Origin of the sequence: Pseudomonas sp. BF-B-15 (assembly GCF_019946675.1) — a bacterium.
GTDB classification, from domain to species: domain Bacteria; phylum Pseudomonadota; class Gammaproteobacteria; order Pseudomonadales; family Pseudomonadaceae; genus Aquipseudomonas; species Aquipseudomonas migulae.
In genome coordinates, this window is the sequence record NZ_JAGYFZ010000081.1 from 1 (window position 1) to 20903 (window position 20903).

A 20903-nucleotide genomic window follows, 5' to 3' on the forward strand; every position below is an offset into this window, starting at 1 on the left:
GGCGTGGGCGGGTGAGGGTGACCTGGGTGTGGGTCAGCAAATTTGACAGGGGGGTGCGCAGTTCATGGGCGATGTCGGCAGAAAACGCCGATAGCCGCTGAAAAGAGTCGTCGAGGCGTCCGAGCATGGCATTGAAGTTGTGGGCCATTTCCGAAAGTTCGGGGGGCATGTTCTCTTCGGGCAGTCGGGCATTCAGCGACTGCGCGGAAACGCCACTGGCGATCGCACTCATGCGCCGTAACGGACGCAGCCCGCTACGCGCCGCCCAGGCACCCAGCAGAGCGGTGGCCAGGGCCGACAAGCCGACGGTCAGCCAGATCAAGTGCTGCATGCGCTGCAGAAAGTGCTGATGGTGGGTGATGTCCAACAGCAGGGTCAATTGCGGTGAGTCAGGTTTGTCGACAAACAACGGCGCATTGAGGACGCGGTAGTCGGTGCCGTTGTCGTTCATGGTCGACAAACCCGGCCTCTGCGGAAGTTTATCGGGCAGGCTCGCGGCGCTGTCGTACCAACGCTTGCCATCGCTGCCGGAAATACGCAGGGACAAATCAGCCTGACGGTTCAATTCATCCGCCAGTCTGACTTCGCTTTCACTGGACTGAAGATCGTGAAGCGCCCGGCGCAAACCAATGAGCTTGCCGTCCAGCAATTGCTGGTCCAGTTCAACGAAATGTGCCTCGCTGGCTCGACTGAACAACACGCCCGCGAACAACGAAACCACGGCGGTGCAAGCTGCAAACAGCAGCGCCAGACGGCTGCTCAATGAAAGTCGGCGCATCAGGCCGGGCGCTCTTCGAGGACATAACCCATGCCGCGCACGGTATGGATCAATTTGTTTGGAAACTCGTCGTCGATTTTCAGGCGCAAACGGCGGATGGCGACTTCGATGACATTGGTGTCGCTGTCGAAATTCATGTCCCAGACCTGGGAAGCGATCAGCGATTTGGGCAGCACTTCGCCCTGACGGCGCAGGAGCATTTCGAGCAGGGCGAATTCCTTGGCGGTCAGGTCGATGCGTTGGCCACTGCGTTCGACGCGCCGGCGGATCAGATCCAGGCGCAAATCGGCCAGTTGCAGGCTGGTTTCCTGCGGCGTGGTGCTGCCGCGACGCAACAGGCTGCGAACCCGGGCCAGCAGTTCGGAGAAGGCGAACGGCTTGACCAGATAATCGTCGGCGCCCAGTTCGAGGCCGTGAACCCTGTCTTCCACCGCGTCTCGCGCGGTCAGAAACAGGACTGGCGTGTCGAGGCCTGCGCTGCGCACTGCCTGGAGGATTTGCCAGCCGTCGCGACCGGGCAACATCACATCGAGGATCAACAGCGCGTAGTCACCGCTCAATGCCAATTGCTGGCCAGTGTCGCCGTCGGCCACCAGTTCGGTGTTGAACCCGGCTTCGGTCAGGCCCTGGCGCAGGTAATGGCCGGTTTTCGGTTGGTCTTCGACGATCAGCAGTTTCATGGGCGACTCGAGGCAAATGGAACGAACGCTTTATACCGTGGGCAGCGGTTGTGCAGGTCAACCTGACAAAGTTGTAATCTGGCTGTCAGGTTACGGGCAGTGGCCGCAGTTTAGTGTTTTCCACAGGCTGAACTTTATCTTGTTGGAGTACGACTATGTTTTTGCGCAAACCCCTGGTGCTGGCTGCGTGCCTGCTGGTGCTGAGTTCGCCGGTGTGGGCATCGCCGGCGCACACCTACGACTTCGGGCAACCGGCCCCGGCTGCCAAGGCGACCCGCAGCGTTGAAGTGGTGATGGGCGACATGTCGTTCACCCCCAAGGCCATCGATATCAAGGCCGGTGAGACAGTTCGCTTTGTGCTGGTGAATAAAGGCCAGTTGCTGCACGAATTCAACCTCGGTGACGCGGCGATGCATGCAAAACATCAGCAGGAAATGATGAAGATGCAGCAGAGCGGCATGCTTACGCCTACAGGGATGAAGGAAATGGACCACGGCGCGATGGCGGGAATGGATCATGGTATGAAACACGATGACCCCAATAGCGTGCTGGTCGAGCCGGGTAAAACCGCCGAACTGACCTGGACCTTCACCAAGGCCACCAACCTGGAATTTGCCTGCAATATTCCAGGTCACTATCAGGCTGGCATGGTCGGTAAACTGACAGTCAGTCAGTAAGCACTCTAAGGCGCGAGCAAAGGCTGGTAGAATCCGCTGATTCTTCAGTCAGGTTTCCGCCATGCATCCCGCAGCCGAACACTCGCCGCTGGGTAAATCCAGCGAATACATCGCCACTTACACGCCGTCCTTGCTGTTTCCGATCCCGCGCACCGCGAAATGGGCCGAGTTGGGGCTGACGGCTGAAACCCTGCCGTATAAAGGCGTGGATTTCTGGAACTGCTTCGAGCTGTCGTGGCTGTTGCCGTCCGGTAAACCCGTGGTGGCGATCGGCGAATTCTGCATCCCGGCGGATTCGCCGAACATCATCGAATCCAAGTCGTTCAAGCTGTATCTGAACTCGTTGAATCAGACTCCGTTTGCCGATATCGCAAGCCTTGAAGCGACGCTGGTGAACGACCTGTCCGCTGCGGCAGGCAAGCCGGTCGGCGTGCGGGTTCGCCGCCTGAAAGACGTTGAAGCCGAAGGCGTCGTGGCGCTGCCGGGTGTGTGCATCGATGACCTGGACATCAGCGTCAGCAACTATGAGCATCCGCGTCCGGAGCTGCTGCGTTGTGATGATTCGCGCATCGTCGAGGAGAGCGTGCACAGTCATTTGCTCAAATCCAACTGCCCGGTGACCAGTCAGCCGGACTGGGGCAGCGTGGTGGTGGAATACCGTGGCGCGGCGCTGGATCACGCGAGTCTGCTGGAGTACATCGTGAGCTTCCGTCAGCACTCGGACTTCCATGAGCAATGTGTGGAACGGATCTTCCTCGACCTGCAACGCTTGCTGAAACCGGAGAAATTGACGGTGTACGCGCGGTATGTGCGTCGCGGCGGGTTGGACATCAACCCGTATCGCAGCACTGAAGACGTGCAACTGCCGAACCATCGCCTGGTCCGCCAGTAACATCTGTAGGAGCCCGGCTTGCTGGCGATGGCGTTTTTGAGGCCGCTATCGCCGGCAAGCCGGGCTCCTACAAAAGCACAGCGAGTGACTACGCAATAAAAAGCCCCGCTATCACTAGCGGGGCTTTTTTGTATCTGGCGGGTTCAGATCCCCATGCTGACCAGGGATTGCACAATGTTGCGCAAGGTGCCGGCAATGGCGGGGTGTTCAAGTTCAAAGCGTTCGACGGCCAGGTTTACGCCATCGGCGAGGCTGGAGTCCTGGGTTTTGGTTTCGAGTTCAAGCTCAAGTTCGATCTGTTGCATCAGCGCATGCAGGTCGGCGCGCTCTGCTTCGGTCAGCGGAGGATTCTGTTCCAATTGCTCGCGCAGGGCATTGAGCTGTTGTTGCAGTTCGCGGGCAGGCATGGCGTTCTTCCTTTTATCGATAGGCACTGGCATAGACCGTGGCAGCGCGCCAAAGGTCTATGGCTGACCTTTAGATTAATCCACTCGCGCGCAACCTGCATGATCTCGATCAGGGCTTTTCACCCTTGAGCCGACGCAGGCTGATGTCGGCCAGGCAGGTGTCGAGTTCGCCGAGGTGATCGATCACCGAATGCACGCCCAGGCCGAACAATTGCACGGTGGCCTTGCCGCGCAGGTGTTCGCGTTCCTTTTGGCTCAAGGCCTGCCATTCGCTGGGCGCCAGCCCGCAGAGCGAGCCGCAGGACGCCAGGCCAATCGTCCACAACCCGGCATTCAGGCCCGATTGCAGCAATCGCGGTTCGCCGCTGACCAGCACGCAACCATCCAGTTGCCCGACATTCAACGCCATCAAGGCTTGCCAGCATGCATTCGGCGCGGGCCACGGATTGATTGTTGCGGGGTGTTGCGACGGCTTGACCCAGTCGGGCAGGGCGGCGGCCAGCGAGAGGCTCAATGCGGGGGGAAGTTCGTCGAGCCAGGCACAGGGAATCTGCTGGCGCTGCAAACTGTGCAGGCTGTCCAGAGCGCCAGGTGTGACTTCGGCATGCTCGGCGCAATGGTCGCCGTGCTGGCGCGTGCGGGCGCCGAAGTCCACCAGGCAACCGCTGAGGCCAAACAGGACGGCGGTCAGGCTGGGGGCGGCGAGGGGCAAGGTTTCGGCGTGCGGCATGTCAACATCCCTGAAATAGCGTCAAGGCTATGCGCCGCCGGTGACAGTTGAGTGACATGGATGTGAATCGCTCACAGTCATGGCGAATCATCCGTAGGCCATCACGCACGATGCTGCCTAAAGCGGCTTTTCCGTCTTATACTCACCAGCTTAATGTTCGGGCCAAGACGCCCGCGCCAGTACAAACCAAGGAGTTTTTCTATGCGCTGGAGCAATCATCTAGCTCAGTTTTGTGTGTGCGCCAGTGCGTTGCTGGCTCCGTTCGCTGCCCAGGCAGCCACGGAAGAGGACCCTTGGGAAAGCATCAACCGTCCGATCTACAAGTTCAACGATGTGCTCGACACCTATGCGCTGAAGCCTCTGGCGCAGGGCTATCAGTTCGTGACCCCGCAATTTCTCGAAGACGGTATCCACAACATGTTCCGCAACGTCGGTGATGTCACCAACCTTGCCAATAACATCTTGCAGGCCAAACCGGCTGCTGCCGGCGTCGACACCGCACGCCTGATCTTCAACACCACCTTCGGCCTGCTGGGCTTCTTCGATGTGGGCACCAAGATGGGCCTCAATCGCAGCGACGAAGACTTCGGTCAGACGTTGGGCTATTGGGGTGTAGGAAGCGGCCCGTACGTGATGCTGCCGTTGCTGGGCCCAAGCACTCTGCGTGATGCGCCTGCCAAGTTTGTCGATGGCTACACCGGCCCATACCCGTACATCCACGACGTACCGGTGCGTAACTCGATCTTCGCCCTGAACGTCGTCGACACCCGCGCCAGCCTGCTGTCGGCCGAGAAACTGATCAGCGGCGACAAGTACACCTTCATCCGCAATGCGTATTTGCAGAACCGCGAGTTCAAAGTCAAAGACGGTCAGGTCGAAGACGATTTTTGATCTCGACCGGTAAAAACGAAGAAGGCGGCCTGTTGGCCGCCTTTTTTGGTTTTGGATCCGGGTTATTTCATTTTCAAGATTGTAAGGCCGAGTTTCTGACTGGCGCCGTCCTGTTCTTTAACCCGGACCACCTCAGTGTCGGCTTCGAGCCCTTTGAGTGCCGCATGATCGGAGTCGATCCGCACGCTGAGCCGGTCGCCGACCTTGAACCGACGCGGTGCCTCAACCTGCATGCCACTGCTGGAAAGGTCGATGCAGACGGCTGCAACTTCGTCCCCTTCATGAATCAGCGCGACATCGGCATCGACTCGCATGCGGATGAAATCACGCTTTTCGCTGTAGTCCCGTTCGGTTTGGCTCATGGGCTTCATCCTTCCATTGGGTTACGGTTTTATCAGTTCTTATAACTCTCGGTGATTTGACAAGTAAAGACGTCAAGCGACCATCGGCGTGAGCTTGAAACGCCCCGCGGATGGGAGTACCGTCTGCGCCTTAGAAGGGCACCTCTGGTGTGCCTGTCAGTAGGGTCGATGCCCGAAAGCGGTGCAACAGAGAGGCTAGAAAGCGAATCCAGTAGTGTGTGCGGGGTCAATTGCCCAGCCTGCTACGCCAACCTAATTCTGGCGCCGTTTGCCCACATGCCAAAAACCAGTGCCACGCTGCTGATAATCGATGATGACGAAGTAGTGCGCGCGAGCCTCGCCGCCTATTTGGAAGACAGTGGTTTCAGCGTCTTGCAGGCCAGCAATGGCCAGCAGGGTCTTCAGGTATTCGAGCAAGACAAGCCCGGCTTGGTCATCTGCGATCTGCGCATGCCGCAGATGGGCGGACTCGAACTCATTCGCCAGGTCACCGAGCGGTCACCGCAAACCCCAGTGATTGTGGTTTCGGGTGCCGGCGTGATGAACGACGCGGTCGAGGCCTTGCGCCTGGGCGCGGCGGATTACCTGATCAAGCCTCTCGAAGATCTGGCCGTGCTCGAGCACTCTGTGCGCCGGGCCCTGGATCGCGCGCGTCTGCTGCTGGAAAACCAGCGCTACCGTGAGAAGCTGGAAAAGGCCAATCGCGAGCTCGAAGCCAGCCTGAACCTGCTCCAGGAAGACCAGAATGCCGGTCGCCAGGTGCAGATGAACATGCTGCCGGTCAGCCCCTGGACCATTGACGAATTCAAGTTTGCACACCAGATCATCCCGTCTTTGTATCTGTCGGGTGATTTTGTCGACTACTTTCGGGTCGACGAGCGTCGGGTAGCGTTCTACCTGGCGGACGTTTCCGGTCATGGCGCTTCTTCAGCCTTCGTCACGGTGCTGCTGAAATTCATGACCACGCGCTTGCTGTTCGAATCCAAGCGCAACGGCACATTGCCGGAATTCAAGCCTTCAGAGGTCCTTGGTCATATCAACCGGGGCCTGATCAGTTGTAAGCTGGGTAAACACGTCACAATGGTCGGTGGAGTCATCGACGAGGAGACAGGTTTGTTGACCTATAGCATCGGTGGTCATTTACCGTTGCCTGTGTTGTACACGCCAGACAGTGTTCGATATCTGGAAGGGCGTGGTCTGCCGGTGGGCCTCTTCAATGAAGCCACCTACGAAGATCACGTGCTGGAGCTGCCGCCGACGTTCAGCCTGACGCTGATGTCCGATGGCATTCTGGACCTTTTGCCAGAACCTACACTCAAAGAAAAAGAAGCGGCTTTGCCCCAGCGGGTCAAGGCAGCGGGCGGCACCCTGGATGGGCTGCGGCAGGTTTTTGGATTGGCCACGCTAGGGGAGATGCCGGATGATATCGCCCTGTTGGTGTTGAGCAGGAATCTTTAATGAGTACCGGTAGAATCCAGTTCGCCGAGCAGGACGGCACCTTCGTCTTGAAGTTCGTCGGTGAAGTTCGCCTGACCCTGTGTTCGGCGTTGGATGCGACTATTGAGCGGATCTTCACGGCGTTGAACTTCAACGCGATCGTGATCGACCTGACCGAAACCCGCAGCATCGACAGCACCACCCTTGGCCTGTTGGCCAAACTGTCGATCCTGTCGCGGCAGAAAGTCGGCCTGCTGCCGACCGTCGTCACCACCCACGAAGACATCACCCGTCTGTTGCAGTCCATGGGCTTCGAGCAGGTGTTCAACATCGTTGACCGCCCGATCCCGTGCCCTGAGTGCCTGACCGACTTGCCTGACCAGGACCAGTCGGAAGAAGTGGTGCGGATCAAAGTGCTGGAAGCGCACAAGATCCTCATGGGGCTGAATGATTCGAATCGTGAAGCGTTTCATGATCTGGTGAATGCGCTCGAGCGTCACTGATCCTTTGAAAAGGTAGGAAGCCTGTACTGGCCTCATCGCCAGCAAGCCGGCTCCTACAAAATCATCATCTGTGTAGGAGCCAGCTTGCCGGCGATGGCGGCCTGACAGCCCCCAACATCCCCAAAGCGAGCACCAAACAAACGCACACAAAAAAGGGCGAACCCATCAAGGTTCGCCCTTTTTGCATTGCGCTGAACTAGATCACAGCTTGGCCTGCAACAGCGCCTCAAGCTTCTCCTGGTCCCGGGCAAACTGACGAATCCCTTCCGCCAGTTTCTCGGTCGCCATCGCATCTTCGTTGGACAACCAACGGAATTGCGCTTCATTCAGGCTCAAGCGCGCTTCACCGGTATGACCCGGCGCCAATTTACGCTCCAGCTTGCCAGTGTCCGCCGCCAGTTTATCGATCAAGTCCGGGCTGATGGTCAGGCGGTCGCAACCGGCCAGTTGCTCGATCTGATTCAGGTTGCGGAAGCTCGCGCCCATGACCACGGTCTTGTAGTCATTGGCCTTGTAGTAGTTGTAGATACGCGTCACCGACTGCACGCCCGGATCATCCGCGCCGGTGTAGTCGTTGCCGTTGGCCTTCTTGTACCAGTCGTAGATACGGCCCACGAACGGCGAAATCAGGAACACACCCGCATCGGCACACGCCGCCGCCTGGGCGAACGAGAACAGCAATGTCAGGTTGGTCTGGATGCCTTCTTTTTCCAGGATTTCGGCAGCGCGGATACCTTCCCAGGTGGAAGCGATCTTGATCAGCACGCGGTCACGGCCGATGCCGGCCTTTTCGTACAGCTCGATCAGACGGTGCGCACGCTTCAATACGGCGTCAGTGTCGAACGACAGGCGCGCGTCCACTTCAGTGGAAATACGGCCCGGAATCACTTTCAGGATCTCTTGCCCTACCGCGACGCCAAAACGGTCGCTGGCCAGGCCCACATCGCCCTTGCAGTCGCTGACGCAAGCGTTCAACAACTCGGCATAGCCGGGAATGGCCGCGGCTTTGAGCAGCAGGGAAGGGTTGGTGGTAGCGTCCACCGGTTTAACGCGAGCGATCGCTTCGAAGTCGCCGGTGTCGGCAACCACGGTGGTCATCTGTTTGAGTTGTTCCAGCTTGGAAGTCATGGGCGTGCTCTGTCCTATGGGTCTAATGACATTACCCGAGCGCTGACAGCCACTCAAGGGCACATGTACGTATCGAAGGCCCCGGCGGCAACATCTGGAAAACGGATGTTTGAAAGGCGGGGCGCGGTGTCCGTAAATACGATGCCAAATCCGGGCGCAGGTTCAACGCGGGTGACCGTTAGCGCCCTTCAAGCAGCTCCGCCGCCTGATCCAGCAACGCCAGAGGCTCCTTGGCCTTATGGATATCCACCGACAACAACTGCCGAAACTTGCGCGCCCCCGGAAACCCGGTGCCCAGCCCCAGCACATGCCGGGTGATGTGGTGCATCGAACCGCCTGCATCAATATGCGCCGCGATATAAGGCCGCAACTGCGCCAGCGCTTGCGCCCGAGTGATCACCGGTGCCGTGCTGCCGAACAGTTGCTGATCGACCTCAGCCATCACATAAGGATTGTGATACGCCTCACGACCGAGCATCACGCCGTCGAAGGTCTGCAAATGCTCGTGACAGGCCTCCAGCGTCTTGATCCCGCCGTTGAGAATAATCTCCAGCTCCGGAAAATCCTTCTTCAACTGCGCCGCCACGTCATAACGCAGGGGCGGAATATCGCGGTTCTCCTTCGGCGACAACCCCTCCAGAATCGCGATCCGCGCATGCACCGTAAAACTCGTGCACCCGGCATCGCGCACCGTGCCGACGAAATCACACAGCTCTTCGTAACTGTCCCGCCCGTTAATCCCGATCCGGTGCTTCACCGTCACCGGAATCGACACCGCATCGCGCATCGCCTTCACACAATCAGCCACCAACTGCGGATGCCCCATCAGCACCGCGCCGATCATGTTGTTCTGCACCCGATCACTCGGGCAGCCGACGTTCAGGTTCACCTCGTCGTAACCGTGCTCCTGCGCCATGCGCGCGCAGGCGGCCAGGTCCAGCGGAACGCTGCCACCGAGTTGCAGGGCGAGAGGGTGCTCGGCTTCGTTGTGACGCAGAAAACGCTCGTGATCGCCATTGAGCAGCGCGCCGGTGGTGACCATTTCGGTGTAGAGCAGGGCGTTCTTGGAGAGCAGGCGCAGGAAAAACCGGCAATGCCTGTCAGTCCAGTCCATCATCGGCGCCACACTGAAGCGGCGGGAAGGCTCAGAGCGCGAAAGGCTAGTCGTTACGGGTGCTTCAGGTTTTTCGACGGTCATTGGTACTGATCTTTTATACGGCGGTTTTTACCCATTTTCCTTGTTGTTGAACGTCGATTGCCATGAAGTGGCAAGCGAATTCCGCAGGTAGCAACTGGAAATGGGCACGATCACATCACGCAAGCGCAAGGACAACTCGACGGCCTACACGGCGCAGATACGGATCAATAGGGACGGGCGCACAGTTTATCAGGAAAGCCAGACTTTCGACCGCAAGCAGGCTGGAGGCGTGACGCTCCGGGATTGAGGAAGACAGATCTGATACGCACCTGATAGCATCTGGCTATCAATTTCGATGTGCGTTTAGGAAGGGAGTCCATGCCAAAAAGAATTTTTGCCATAGCGCTAGCCGCTATGGGAGCTATCACTGGAATGCAGAGTGCTCTTGCCAGTGACAACCTGTTTAAAAGTTACGCCTATGACAGTCCTCTCGCGAATTACACCGAGGCCGCGGGCTTCTATGACTGCTCAGCAGATGTGGGAGCTACTGCAAGGTGTCTCGACGATGTGGGTTTTATCGATCATAAATTCACAGCGAGTCTAGTTTTCAGTGGTGACAAACTGGTTATTGTTTCGCTGTTTACGCCCTACGATCGCGATGTGTTCGCACGGTCAATTGGCGCTCTTTCCAAGACGTTTGGTCTGCTTGCACTGACTGATGGGAAATCGGTGTTGGACCTTGTTGATCTCGCAGGCAAAGTAAAAAACAAAGATGAATACGCCGCCAAGCTCTCGAATTACGAGAGTGTTGCTTTGGCCGCCAACGATTTGACCTACACCTTTTTTGAAGGAATTACCTCGGCCAGTGGTGCTTCCAGCGCTCATAGCGTGGTGGCATCAGCGCCTGACAACATTCGAGGGGCTGATTTGATTGTTTCTGGTGAGGGCGATGAGTCCATGATCATCATCAAATTTTCTTTCCCGAAACTCGATGAGCACAAAATGGCTCAGCAGGCCAAGAAGCCTGTCGAGGCTTTCTGACGTCGATCCTTGTTATGTAAAAAACCTCGCCAAAGCGAGGTTTTTTCATTTCTGGAGTTCACTACCACCGACAAGCCCTGTCTGTGACCGCGAGCGGGCGACTCAGGTTGGCCTGACTTTACGTACGATTCAGAACGACGGCATCAGGCCGCTTGAACTTGATGCGTCTGCTCCACGCGATGGCGGGACGTTCGAACAATAGATAGGCCATGGCCGAGAATGCGATGCACGTTGCAATGATCAGGACGGCGGCCAGTGCATCCGAGAAAAGGCCGGTTGGCATGAAAGCCCGGTAAACGCGCATGAAGAAACCGGTCACAGGAGAATGGAACAAGTACAGGCTGTAGGAAATCAGGGCAATTTTCTGCACGGGGTAGCTGGATATAAAACCCAGCGTGGTGGAGCGATTAACCAGGAAGCAGAACAGTAAGCCCGTCAACCCGGCAGCAATGGTGAATGAGTTTTTAGTTGCAAGACCGATAACAAGCGCCAATGCACAGTAACCAATGGCGATGTAATGGCTTTGTTTAGTGCCGCTCAGGGTTTGAGCGCACAGCACCCCGGCCATGAAGCTGAACCAGAACGCAATAAATCCGCCTTTCCAGCCTATCGCATGAATTATCCCGGCGGGCCACAGCAGCGCCAGCAATGCGCTGCCCCAAATCCAGAGGTTGCGACGCTTGGGTGTTACACCCTCTCCAGCACGATCGGCTAACCACAGCAGCACCGCAAAAAAGATGTAGAACTGCACCTCGATACACAGGGTCCAGAACACCGTGATGATGTTTCTGATGCCAAGGAAATCTTGGAGAAACAGCACGTGGGCGAGTATGGCCGTCACGCCGGGGATTTCGATTCCGGGTTGCCCAAGCATGTGTTTTACGGCGATCACGGCCACGCCCAGTGCAATGGCGGCGTAGTAGGGAGGGGCGAGGCGTACCAGGCGACGTGCCACAAAGTTTGTGGCGTTCACGTTATTCATTGGCACCCGGGATGTCGTGGTCGCCATGACAATGCCGCTTAGTACGAAAAATATAGGCACTCCCAAATGGCCTGCGTCAAAGACCATGTATTTCAACCAGCCTGGAATGGCTGCCAGCAGGGTTGGGATGTGATTTCCTTCGGATAAATGAAACAGAACCACCCAGAAGCATGCAAAACAGCGCAATGCGTCAACCAGGGCAAGACGATGTTTGTCGTCAACGGTGATTCCACTCATTCAATGCTTCCTTTCTCTCGCGGCGGATGTTGTTTTTTGTGCGGGCACTGAACGCAGAGCTTAGCAGCTGCAGCAGCCTGTCAAACTTGCGAACACCACCGTCCACAGCTTTTTTGGAGGGCTCGGGAAATCGGAATACCTGAACAAATGCTGTCGCTGCGTGAAGTTTCACGATGCTGCCGGGTTCGCAGCCTAGGATGGACACTGAAGATTGCATCACCCCACCTCCGGCCACAGGGAACCTGAAAAATGATCTCGAACTTCTTCAAAGTCTTGCTGATCGGTGGTGCGCTGCTGTTGAGCGCCTGTTCGGGCGTCAGCACCCATAACGACTATTCAGAAGACCTCGAGCCGTCCGCCGGCTTCGGTCCTGGCCCGACCAATAGCCACAGTCAGCTGAACTTCCATGGCAGTGCATTGGGCAGCAGCTTCGATGAATACGGTTCGGGACTGTTGCACGACGACTGACCGGCAACGGCGCGGTAATCCTGCCGTTGCCTGTTCGCCCAGCTGTTACCTGAAATAAGCCTATTTAGTCTCGGGTGTGGCGATCCACTGGCCTAAAACTTTCTGGTAGTTGCCCGTCACTTTGGCCAGGTGCAGCCATTGATCGACGTACAACTTCCACGTCATGTCGTCTCGCGGCAATAAATAAGCTTTCTCACCGTACTGCATGTACTGGCCTGGATTCACCGCGCACAAACCGGGTTTGAGTTTTTGCTGATACAACGCCTCCGACGCATCGGTGATCATCACGTCCGCCTTCTTGTCCAGCAGCTCCTGGAAGATGGTCACGTTGTCGTGAAGGCTCAATTGCGCCTTGGGCAGGAAGGCGTGAACGAACGCTTCGTTGGTGCCGCCGGCCGGTTCGACCAAGCGAACCGAAGGCTGGTTGATTTGCTCGACGGTCTGATACTTCGCCTGATCTTCGCAGCGCACCAACGGGATTTTGCCGTCGACGTCCAGCGTGGTGCTGAAGAAGGCTTTTTTCTGACGTTCCAGGGTGACCGAGATCCCGCCCATGCCGATGTCGCATTTGCCCGCCAGCATGTCGGGCATCAGGGTTTTCCAGGTGGTCGGTACCCACTCGACCTTGACGCCAAGGCTGTCGGCCAGCGAGCGGGCCATGGCGATGTCGATGCCCGAGTATTCGCCGTTCTCGGCTTTAAACGTGTAGGGTTTGTAATCGCCCGTGGTGCACACGCGCAGTTGACCTTGCTGGATGACGCTGTCCAGGTGCGATTGTTCGGCCTGGGCGCCGAATGATAGTGCGAGCAGGCTACCGAGCATTACTGTGCATTTATTGGTTTTCATGTGTACCCGACTTCCGTGATGGATTGGGGCTGAGAGTACTTAATTTTTCCCGCCGATGGTTATAAGTACTTCGGATTCTGCTGCCCGATTGGCTATTGCGCAGCGGCCTCCATTTCCGGACTCAGCGTTCCCAGCCAGGCCACCAGCCCCACAATCAACACCGCGAGCGCCAACTCAACAACCATGCTGCGTCGCAACGCGTTGGCGGCAACTTCGTATTTCCCCTCCCGTAACGACCGCTCCAGAAACGGCCCAAGGTGAAACCGGTTCAGCGCGGCGAGCACCAGCATCCCGGCAAACAACCCCACTTTGATAAACAGCAAAATCCCATAGGTACTTAGCAACAAGTCATCAAGCTTCGGCCCGACGATGAACAGGTAATTCACGACGCCCGTGACCGTGATGACGACCACGATCACCGCGCCCACCCATTCAAATCGAGCGACAGCCCGAGCCAGTAACCTGATGCGTTCTGCGGTTTGCAGCGCGTTGATTTTCGCCATCAACGCAAACGCTACCAGCGCACCCAACCACGCGCCTGCCGCCAACAGATGCAGAATATCCATCGCAAAATGCCAATAACGACGGCTGCCTTCGTCCATCGCCCCATGACCGCTCCAGGCCAGGCTGGCCAAGGCGATAGCGCCGGCAAAAGACGCAATCAGCAGGCTGAATCCCGGCGCACGGTCATTGAGCGTAACCGCCAAACCGGCGATAACCAGCACGGTGATGCGCGCTGCCCAGGCCAACCCGAAATCCGTCTCGAACACCATCATCTGGACATGCGGACGCAGCTCGGTGAAGTCCGACTCTCCGCTCATCGCACTCACCATCGTCAGCATGCCCGCCACGGACAACAGCACGCCGAACGCGGCCGTCACCTGAAGGATCGGCCGAAACGGCAGCACCGCCCCGGACACCCGCTCCCGGCCCGTAAGGCTGTAGAGCCCGAACAAACCCAGCCCAAACAGCACCATCAAATCCACATACAACCCAAACCGCAGTGCAATGCTGACCCAGTCGCTCATCAATCACTTCACTTTGAACGTAACGTTGCCGGTGATCGGGTGAGTGTCCGAAGACACCGCGCGCCATTCGACTTTGTAGCTGCCGGCGGGCAACGGCGAGAGCGGGGTGATGAGCATGGTTTTCGGGTCGCTGCCGCCGGTGACTTTGGCTTTCATCGGCATCGGGGAATGCGCCATGCCTGGCATTTCGGTCATGACCAGTTTCGCGCCGGAAAACTGGGTCATGAGGCTTTCGGAAAAGTGCAGTTCGATCGTGCTCGGTGCCGCGCCATCCGCACCTTCGGCCGGGGTGGAGGAGAGCAGTTTCGGGTGCGCCTGAGCCAGTGTGCTCATGAGCAAGCCGATGACAACGGCGGTGGTTTTCATTGTGCGCATGCAAGGCCTCTTTACCGCTCGAAGCGGTTTTTTTTGATGGTGATGTGAGTGCGATCAGAACCACAGCCGAACGCCGAGAACGACGCGTGTTTCACTGCGATCCTCGCCATCGTCTTTGGCGAAATCGGCGGTTTTGCCGTAGGTGCGGTTCCAGGTCACGCCGATGTAGGGGGCGATTTCCCGGCGAATTTCATAGCGCAACCGCAGCCCGGCTTCGGTGTTGGAGAGCCCGGAACCAATGCCCCGCTGCGGATCGTTTTTGCCGTAGACATTCAGCTCGGCGGTCGGCTGCACAATGAGTCGGTTGGTCAGCAGGATGTCGTAGTCACCTTCCAGCCGCACCGCGCTCTGGCCGCCTTCGCCGATGAACGCCGTGGTTTCGGCTTCGAAGTTGTACAGCGCCATGCCTTGCACGCCGAACGCGGCCCAGGTTTGTGGGGCGCCGGGTTTGAAGTCCTGGCGCACGCCGCTCACCACATCCCACCACGGCGAGATTGCGTGGCCCCATAGCGCCTGGACTTCCGCGTCTTCGGTTTTGCCGTTGCTGCGCTCGCCTTCGGATCGCAGCCACAGGCGATCAATGTCACCGCCGATCCAGCCCGATAAATCCCAGGCCAGCGCGCTGCCATCGTCGGCGTCCTGCCATTCGAGTTTGTCGGCGAGGAAGTAGTGATTGAGCGCGGAATCATGCACGTTATGGCCGCCGGGGCTGACGAACACGGCGGCGCGGTCGGCATCGGTCAGCGGCGGGATCGGCGTGCGGCTTTCAGTGGGCGCGGCGGGCTGCATCTGGCCGTCGTCCATGCTTTGCATCTGGCTATGGTCCATGCCCTGCATCTGGCCATGGTCCATGCCCGGCATCTGGCTGTGATCCATGTTCTGCATGTCGCCGGTGGCGGCGCTCGCCGAAGAAAGCGTCAGGCCCGTCGTGCAAACGGCGAGAAAAATCGATGTAAGTCTGGTCATGGGTAGCGCCTCATTCTTCCACGCGAACTTCACGGAACATGCCCATTTCCATGTGGTACAGGAGGTGGCAGTGATAGGCCCAGCGGCCGAGTGCGTCGGCGGTCACCCGGTAACTGCGTCGGGAGCCGGGGGGCATGTCGATGGTGTGTTTGCGCACCATGAACTCGCCGTTTTCGTCTTCGAGGTCGCTCCACATGCCGTGCAGGTGGATGGGGTGGGTCATCATCGTGTCGTTGACCAGCACGATGCGTACGCGCTCGCCGTACTTGAGGCGCAGCGGTTCGGCATCGGAGAATTTCACGCCGTTGAACGACCACGCGAACTTTTCCATGTGGCCGGTGAGGTGCAGTTCGAGGGTGCGGCCCGGGTCGCGGCCGTCCGGGTCTTCGAAGGTGCTGCGCAGGTCGGAATAGGTCAGGACGCGGCGGCCGTTGTTGCGCAAGCCAAGGCCGGGATCGTCGAGTTTCGGCGAGGTGCTCATGGCTTGCATGTCCACCAGCGGGTTGTCGTTTTCCGTCGCGGGATGCGCTTGCATGCCGGCCATAGCGCTGTGGTCCATGCCGGCCATGCTGCCGTGATCCATCCCGCCCATGCCCATGTCATCCATGGTCACCAACGGTCGTGGATCGAGTGCAGGCACAGGCGCGGACAAACCCGCCTTCATCGCCAGCGTGCCGCGCGCATAACCGGTGCGATCCATCGACTGGGCGAACACGGTGTAAGCGTCCTGCACCGGCTCGACAATCACATCAAACGTCTCCGCCACCGCAATGCGGAATTCATCGACGCTCACCGGTTTGACATGCAGCCCGTCCGCCGCAACCACCGTCATTTTCAGCCCTGGAATGCGCACGTCGAAGTAGGTCATGGCCGAACCGTTGATAAACCGCAGTCGCAGTTTTTCACCTGGCCGGAACACGCCCGTCCAGTTCGAGTCCGGTGCCTGGCCGTTCATTAAATAGGTGTAAGTGGCGCCGCTGACGTCGGCGAGGTCTGTGGGATTCATCTTCATTTCGGCCCACATCTTTCGATCGGCGACCGTGGCGGCCCAACCGTTTTTGCTGACGTCGTCGATGAAATCGCCCACGGTGCGCTTGTTGTAGTTGTAGTAATCGGATTGCTTTTTCAGGGTGTTCATCAGGCTGGCCGCATCTTCGTCGGTCCAGTCGGTCAGCATCACCACGTGATCGCGGTCGTACTCAAAGGGCTCCGGCTCCTTGGCGTCGATCACCAGAGGGCCGTAAACGCCGGACTGCTCCTGAAGGCCCGAATGGCTGTGATACCAGTAAGTGCCGTTCTGCCGGACCTGAAATTGATAGACGTACACGCCGCCCGGTTCGATGCCGTGGAAACTCAGGCCCGGCACGCCGTCCATGTTGGCCGGCAGCAAAATGCCGTGCCAGTGAATCGAGGTGGTTTCCTTGAGCCGGTTCTTCACCCGCAGCGTGACCGTATCGCCTTCACGCCAGCGCAGCAGCGGGCCGGGAATGCCGCCATTGATGGTCATCGCGGTGCGCGGATTGCCGGTGATGTTGACCGGGGTTTCGCCGATGAACAGCTCGAAATCGCTGCCCGTGAGCATCTGCGGTTCGCCAGCGCGGGTGAGCGCCCACACAGGCGTGCGCCATAACCCGAGGCCGCCGAGCAATCCGCCCGCGGCCAGCCCCTTTACGAAGGTGCGTCTTGAAGTGTTGGAGTGCATGCCGTTTTTATTCCCGGTCCGTCAGTTGGGAGACAACTTGACGACGAGGCTAACGGGCGATGCCTTTCAGCAGACTGAGGCGGGGATTACAGTTTTGACAGTTTCAACGTGGTGTTCAACGGTTGGTGGAAGGCTTGGCGGTCGACGCCACCGTCCTGCTACCGCAATTGATATACGAAGACTTTTTCAGCCAGCGCTGATCCGGGTAGTACGAAAACAACAGTTGCCCGTCTTTCATCGAGTCAATCAGCTTGTGCGCAATCGCCGGCCGTACCGCCGGGCAACCGAGGCTGCGGCCAATCCGCCCGTTTGCCCGTGCAAGCACCGGGCTGACATAAGGCGCGCCATGAATGACGATCGCCCGGTCGAAGGCGTTGTCGTTGAAGCCCGGTTCGAGTCCTTCCATGCGCAACGAATAACCGTTCTGCCCGACGTAACTTGACTGCGTGCGATACAAGCCCAGGCTGGTGGCGAAGCTTTCGTTTTGATTGGAAAACTTGACCGCCATGTTCTCGCCGCTGTTGCGACCGTGGGCAACCAATTCGTGAAACAGTAATTTGCGCTGTTTAAGGTCAAACACCCAAAGGCGTTGTTCGGTGGAGGGCAGGGAGTAATCGATAACGGCAAGTCTTTGGACAGGTGCGGCACCTTGGGCCAAGCTGCATTGAGAGGCACGGACGGCCAGTGCAATCACCTTGGCGTTAGCGTTTGGAGCGGCTTTGACCAAAGCGGCTTCAAGTGAGTCGGCGTAGGCTGCCGTGACTGACGTTGAACTCAGCAGCAGGGCCGTAATTAGGAAGCCGAAGCGGTCTAGCGCCATATGCGTGTCTCATCATGATTGTTTCGAGTCTAGCAGCGAGAGCGCGGCTAGCCGGTGAATGCGGGAGATTAAGGATTATCCATGGGGCAGTTAACAAGGTTATTCGTCATAAGCCGTGTATTTTTTATGGGCTTTCTGATCAGCGGTGCAGCGATTGCGCAAACTTCGCCGATCGAGCAGTCATCTCCACCTATCAACGCCAGTGAGGCTGCAGCGGATGACATCGTCGGTCAGACGATTCAAAGCATGCTGGCGCCGTTGGCTTCGGCGTTTCCGCCGCTGCTCACATCCCCCAGGCATCAACGGGTAGACGTCAACCGTGTGGTCATGGATTTCTATATGCATCGCAGCTATCGCGCAGCGTGGACACAAGACAGTGATGTCGCCCAGTTGCTGAAAAGCCTGGGCAACACGCAAGCGGATGGTCTGGAGCCGGCAGATTTTCATATTGATGAATTGGCCAAGGCACGAGCGTCTATGCAAACCCCGGCGCAGCGGGCGAGTTTCGATGTCGTCGCCACGCGGACGTTCATCGCCGCGCTCCTGCAATTGCGGCGCGGCAAAGTCGACCCTTCGCGCCTGGACATTCATTGGAATTTCGACCCGGTCGGCGTCGATCCGCGTGAAGACGTGAACACCTTCTTCGCCGCCCTCGACAGCCATGATGTCGCCCGGGCATTTGCTCAAGCGCCACCGCAAGAAGCGGTTTATGGCAGCTTGCGCATGGGTTTGGCACAACTGCGCAAGGTCCGGGATGCGGGTGGTTGGCCGAAGGTTGCCGAAGACAAGTCGCTCAAGCCGGGTATGGACGAACCTGCGGTCGCGCAGCTGCGAGCCCGTTTGGCGGCCGGTGGTTATCTGGCCCCGCAGTTGAAACCACGTAGCGACTACGACGCTGTTGTCACCGCGGCGGTCAAAAAGTATCAAGCCGAACAATACCTGGGCGCGGACGGTGTCGCCGGGGCGGCGACGCTCGCGGCTTTGAATGTGTCGGTTGAGGCGCGGATCGACCAGGTTCGGGTGAACATGGAGCGTGCGCGTTGGTTGCTGTACAAACTTCAGGGCACTTTTGTCATCGTTGACATAGCTGGTTACAAAGTTGCGCTCTACCGCGACGGCAAGCCGATCTGGCGTTCTCGTGTGCAAGTCGGCAAACCGTTTCGCAGTACGCCGGTGTTCCAGTCAGAGATTACTTACGTCACGTTCAACCCTACCTGGACCGTGCCCCCGACCATTCTGGTCAAGGACATGCTGCCCAAGATTCAGAAAAATCCCGGCTACCTTGCCGCCAACCGAATCAAGCCCATTGACCGTGAAGGGAACTTGCTCGACCCATCGACGGTCGATTGGTCCAACCCGCGCGGCGTTACGCTGCGACAGGATGCCGGGCCGGACAACTCGCTGGGCCAGGTCGTGATCCGGTTTCCCAATGAATACGCGATTTATCTGCACGACACGCCGCATCGCGAGTTGTTTGCTCAATCTCGCCGCGCTACCAGTTCAGGCTGCATCCGGGTCGAGAACCCGCTGCAGTTGGTGGAGCTGTTGTTCAACGATCCGGTGCATTGGAACAGCGCCGGGATCCAGGCGCAGTTGGCCAACGGCAAGACCGAAAACATCCGGCTTCCCGTCAAGGTGCCGGTGCTGTTGGCTTACTGGACGGTGGACCTGAGTAATGATGGTCGCGTGATGTTCAAGCCCGATGTCTACGGGTACGACTCTGCGGTTCTGCGGGGATTGAATCTGCGTTCGGAACTGCCTGCTCCGCAATGGCAGCAGGCAGGACCGCCTGCGCTGGCGGCCGGGCAAAAAAGCACTGGCGAGTAGCAGAGAGCCGCAGTTGCAGAAGACGGTTCCTGTTCATTCGGCGAGGCCAGTCCGCAGCGGCTGCAGCGGCGCGGTTTGCGCCATGGTTGAAAACTACCACAATGAAAAAGACCCAAAGGAACAGGGACAGTGAAGATGGATGTTGTGCCAGAAAACACGGTACCCATTGCAGGTTTGCCTCATGTGCATGACCTCGATGAGTGCCGCAACATTCAAAAAGGACCGGTGTTCATCATTGCCTCGGGGGCAACCGCCAAGGATTTTCCGCTGGAGAACTACGCAGACATTCCGATGATCACCATGAACGGGGCCATCTCGAAGTTCATCGGTACCGATATCAAGCCGTTCTTTTATGCCTGCACCGACATTGCCTTTTACCGGGAACAGCCCGAATTGCTGGCGGCGGGGATGCACCTCAGTGAGCGGGTTGCCGTGTGGGAAGAGCACATCCGGCGTTCGGCCGTCATGCCCGAAGGGGACCTGTACCTGCTGACCAAGGCGCCCAAGCTTTCCTGGAGTGACCTGGTCTTCAGGGGTGATAAGGAACTCATCAGAAGTCGCAGGCTTGGAAACGGTCGCAACAGAACCCTGGGTTTCAGCAAGAACCTCAAGCGCGGCTTTTTTGATGCGCGCACGGTGGCCTATCTGGCGCTGCAAATTGCCTACCACGCAGGTTTTAACAAGGTGTTTCTGGTGGGTGTCGACTTGAATCAATCAGTGCGGCGTTTTTATGAAGAAGATGATGCCGACGCATCACCGTGCATGCTCGATCAGCATTTTTTTACGAGAATTCTGCCCTCGTTCAAGATCCTGTCGAAGTACGTCGTGAATGATGATTTTCAGGTTTACAACTTGTCCGGCTCTTCAAGGATTCCTGGCGAACTTATTCCCCGGGTGACGTTGGATGAAGTCGACAGGATGCTCTAAGGATTACCTGTGCTTCATGAATGTGGGTGCTCTTGAGGCACCCGTTTTTTTGCGCGAGCTT

At 58.0% G+C, this 20903-nt stretch carries 24 protein-coding genes and 1 pseudogene; 10 read left to right on the top strand and 15 right to left on the bottom strand.

What is annotated here, in order from left to right; all coding sequences use genetic code 11:
- A partial coding sequence (locus KGA97_RS22080) for a HAMP domain-containing protein (protein WP_223481497.1) occupies positions 1-778 on the bottom strand: 778 nt, incomplete at its 3' end.
- The gene (locus KGA97_RS22085; RefSeq protein WP_008028443.1) at positions 778-1458 is read right to left on the bottom strand and encodes a heavy metal response regulator transcription factor; all 681 of its coding nucleotides are present in this window, start codon (positions 1456-1458) and stop codon (positions 778-780) included. The genes KGA97_RS22080 and KGA97_RS22085, both read right to left, overlap by 1 nt.
- Positions 1459-1613: 155 nt before the next feature.
- Here KGA97_RS22085 and KGA97_RS22090 point away from each other — a divergent pair, with 155 nt between their 5' ends.
- Together KGA97_RS22090 and queF are read left to right on the top strand one after the other, a co-directional pair.
- Positions 1614-2135, top strand: coding sequence for a plastocyanin/azurin family copper-binding protein (locus KGA97_RS22090; protein ID WP_223452202.1), 522 nt, complete (start codon positions 1614-1616; stop codon positions 2133-2135).
- 61 nt (positions 2136-2196) lie between these two features.
- Positions 2197-3027, top strand: coding sequence for an NADPH-dependent 7-cyano-7-deazaguanine reductase QueF (queF, locus tag KGA97_RS22095; RefSeq protein WP_008028439.1), 831 nt, complete (start codon positions 2197-2199; stop codon positions 3025-3027).
- Between the two features lie 143 nt (positions 3028-3170).
- Here queF and KGA97_RS22100 read toward each other — a convergent pair whose 3' ends face one another.
- A complete protein-coding gene (locus tag KGA97_RS22100) occupies positions 3171-3434 on the bottom strand; it encodes a DUF4404 family protein (protein ID WP_008028435.1) in 264 nt (87 codons plus the stop codon).
- Between the two features lie 109 nt (positions 3435-3543).
- Complete coding sequence (locus KGA97_RS22105; RefSeq protein ID WP_008037697.1) at positions 3544-4164, bottom strand: hypothetical protein; 621 nt, start codon at positions 4162-4164, stop codon at positions 3544-3546.
- A gap of 201 nt (positions 4165-4365) precedes the next feature.
- Here KGA97_RS22105 and KGA97_RS22110 point away from each other — a divergent pair, with 201 nt between their 5' ends.
- Positions 4366-5055, top strand: a complete 690-nt coding sequence (locus KGA97_RS22110; RefSeq protein ID WP_223481498.1) for a VacJ family lipoprotein — start codon at positions 4366-4368, stop codon at positions 5053-5055.
- Positions 5056-5117: 62 nt separating this feature from the next.
- Here KGA97_RS22110 and KGA97_RS22115 read toward each other — a convergent pair whose 3' ends face one another.
- A complete protein-coding gene (locus KGA97_RS22115) occupies positions 5118-5417 on the bottom strand; it encodes a PilZ domain-containing protein (RefSeq protein ID WP_008037695.1) in 300 nt (99 codons plus the stop codon).
- 276 nt (positions 5418-5693) lie between these two features.
- Between KGA97_RS22115 and rssB the strand changes: the two genes are divergently transcribed.
- Both rssB and rssC read left to right on the top strand, forming a co-directional pair.
- Positions 5694-6875 carry a two-component system response regulator RssB gene (gene rssB, locus KGA97_RS22120; RefSeq protein WP_032832382.1) on the top strand — a complete coding sequence of 394 codons (1182 nt, stop codon included), beginning with the start codon at positions 5694-5696 and terminating at the stop codon, positions 6873-6875.
- Positions 6875-7357, top strand: a complete 483-nt coding sequence (gene rssC / locus KGA97_RS22125; RefSeq protein WP_007935262.1) for an anti-sigma factor antagonist RssC — start codon at positions 6875-6877, stop codon at positions 7355-7357. Before rssB ends, rssC begins: the two co-directional genes overlap by 1 nt.
- Positions 7358-7558: 201 nt before the next feature.
- Here rssC and tal read toward each other — a convergent pair whose 3' ends face one another.
- Both tal and dusA read right to left on the bottom strand, forming a co-directional pair.
- Positions 7559-8485, bottom strand: a complete 927-nt coding sequence (tal, locus tag KGA97_RS22130) for a transaldolase (protein ID WP_008028427.1) — start codon at positions 8483-8485, stop codon at positions 7559-7561.
- 178 nt (positions 8486-8663) lie between these two features.
- Complete coding sequence (gene dusA / locus KGA97_RS22135; RefSeq protein WP_207285103.1) at positions 8664-9683, bottom strand: tRNA dihydrouridine(20/20a) synthase DusA; 1020 nt, start codon at positions 9681-9683, stop codon at positions 8664-8666.
- A gap of 100 nt (positions 9684-9783) precedes the next feature.
- Here dusA and KGA97_RS22140 point away from each other — a divergent pair.
- Together KGA97_RS22140 and KGA97_RS22145 are read left to right on the top strand one after the other, a co-directional pair.
- Positions 9784-9903 (top strand): annotated as a pseudogene (locus tag KGA97_RS22140) (site-specific integrase); the annotation flags it as partial.
- A 98-nt stretch (positions 9904-10001) separates the two neighbouring features.
- Entirely contained in the window at positions 10002-10664 is a 663-nt protein-coding gene (locus KGA97_RS22145; protein WP_223434801.1) for a hypothetical protein, read from the top strand.
- Between the two features lie 118 nt (positions 10665-10782).
- Here the strand turns inward: KGA97_RS22145 and KGA97_RS22150 are convergent, their stop codons facing one another.
- Both KGA97_RS22150 and KGA97_RS22155 read right to left on the bottom strand, forming a co-directional pair.
- Positions 10783-11883, bottom strand: coding sequence for an acyltransferase family protein (locus KGA97_RS22150; RefSeq protein ID WP_008037681.1), 1101 nt, complete (start codon positions 11881-11883; stop codon positions 10783-10785).
- Positions 11864-12100 carry a hypothetical protein gene (locus KGA97_RS22155; protein WP_008037679.1) on the bottom strand — a complete coding sequence of 79 codons (237 nt, stop codon included), beginning with the start codon at positions 12098-12100 and terminating at the stop codon, positions 11864-11866. Before KGA97_RS22155 ends, KGA97_RS22150 begins: the two co-directional genes overlap by 20 nt.
- Positions 12101-12132: 32 nt before the next feature.
- On the opposite strand from KGA97_RS22155, the gene KGA97_RS22160 reads away from it, so the two are divergent.
- Entirely contained in the window at positions 12133-12351 is a 219-nt protein-coding gene (locus KGA97_RS22160; protein ID WP_223481499.1) for a hypothetical protein, read from the top strand.
- Positions 12352-12411: 60 nt separating this feature from the next.
- Here KGA97_RS22160 and KGA97_RS22165 read toward each other — a convergent pair whose 3' ends face one another.
- The 6 genes from KGA97_RS22165 to KGA97_RS22190 all read right to left on the bottom strand — a co-directional run bounded on the left by KGA97_RS22165 (position 12412) and on the right by KGA97_RS22190 (position 18088).
- Positions 12412-13197 (bottom strand): transporter substrate-binding domain-containing protein, encoded by a 786-nt coding sequence (locus KGA97_RS22165; RefSeq protein WP_008037675.1) that lies wholly within the window; start codon positions 13195-13197, stop codon positions 12412-12414.
- Between the two features lie 92 nt (positions 13198-13289).
- On the bottom strand, positions 13290-14225 hold the full coding sequence (copD, locus tag KGA97_RS22170) for a copper homeostasis membrane protein CopD (RefSeq protein WP_223481500.1): 936 nt from the start codon (positions 14223-14225) through the stop codon (positions 13290-13292).
- 3 nt (positions 14226-14228) lie between these two features.
- Complete coding sequence (gene copC / locus KGA97_RS22175) at positions 14229-14600, bottom strand: copper homeostasis periplasmic binding protein CopC (RefSeq protein ID WP_008037673.1); 372 nt, start codon at positions 14598-14600, stop codon at positions 14229-14231.
- A gap of 54 nt (positions 14601-14654) precedes the next feature.
- Positions 14655-15566: a copper resistance protein B gene (locus KGA97_RS22180; RefSeq protein WP_223481501.1), complete on the bottom strand. Its 912-nt coding sequence runs from the start codon at positions 15564-15566 to the stop codon at positions 14655-14657.
- Positions 15567-15576: 10 nt separating this feature from the next.
- Positions 15577-17268, bottom strand: coding sequence for a copper resistance system multicopper oxidase (locus tag KGA97_RS22185; RefSeq protein WP_223481502.1), 1692 nt, complete (start codon positions 17266-17268; stop codon positions 15577-15579).
- 115 nt (positions 17269-17383) lie between these two features.
- The gene (locus KGA97_RS22190; RefSeq protein WP_008037670.1) at positions 17384-18088 is read right to left on the bottom strand and encodes a murein L,D-transpeptidase catalytic domain family protein; all 705 of its coding nucleotides are present in this window, start codon (positions 18086-18088) and stop codon (positions 17384-17386) included.
- A gap of 81 nt (positions 18089-18169) precedes the next feature.
- Here KGA97_RS22190 and KGA97_RS22195 point away from each other — a divergent pair, with 81 nt between their 5' ends.
- Together KGA97_RS22195 and KGA97_RS22200 are read left to right on the top strand one after the other, a co-directional pair.
- Positions 18170-19915: a murein L,D-transpeptidase gene (locus KGA97_RS22195; RefSeq protein WP_223481503.1), complete on the top strand. Its 1746-nt coding sequence runs from the start codon at positions 18170-18172 to the stop codon at positions 19913-19915.
- Between the two features lie 135 nt (positions 19916-20050).
- Positions 20051-20842, top strand: coding sequence for a hypothetical protein (locus tag KGA97_RS22200; protein ID WP_008037668.1), 792 nt, complete (start codon positions 20051-20053; stop codon positions 20840-20842).
- Positions 20843-20903: the final 61 nt, after the last annotated feature.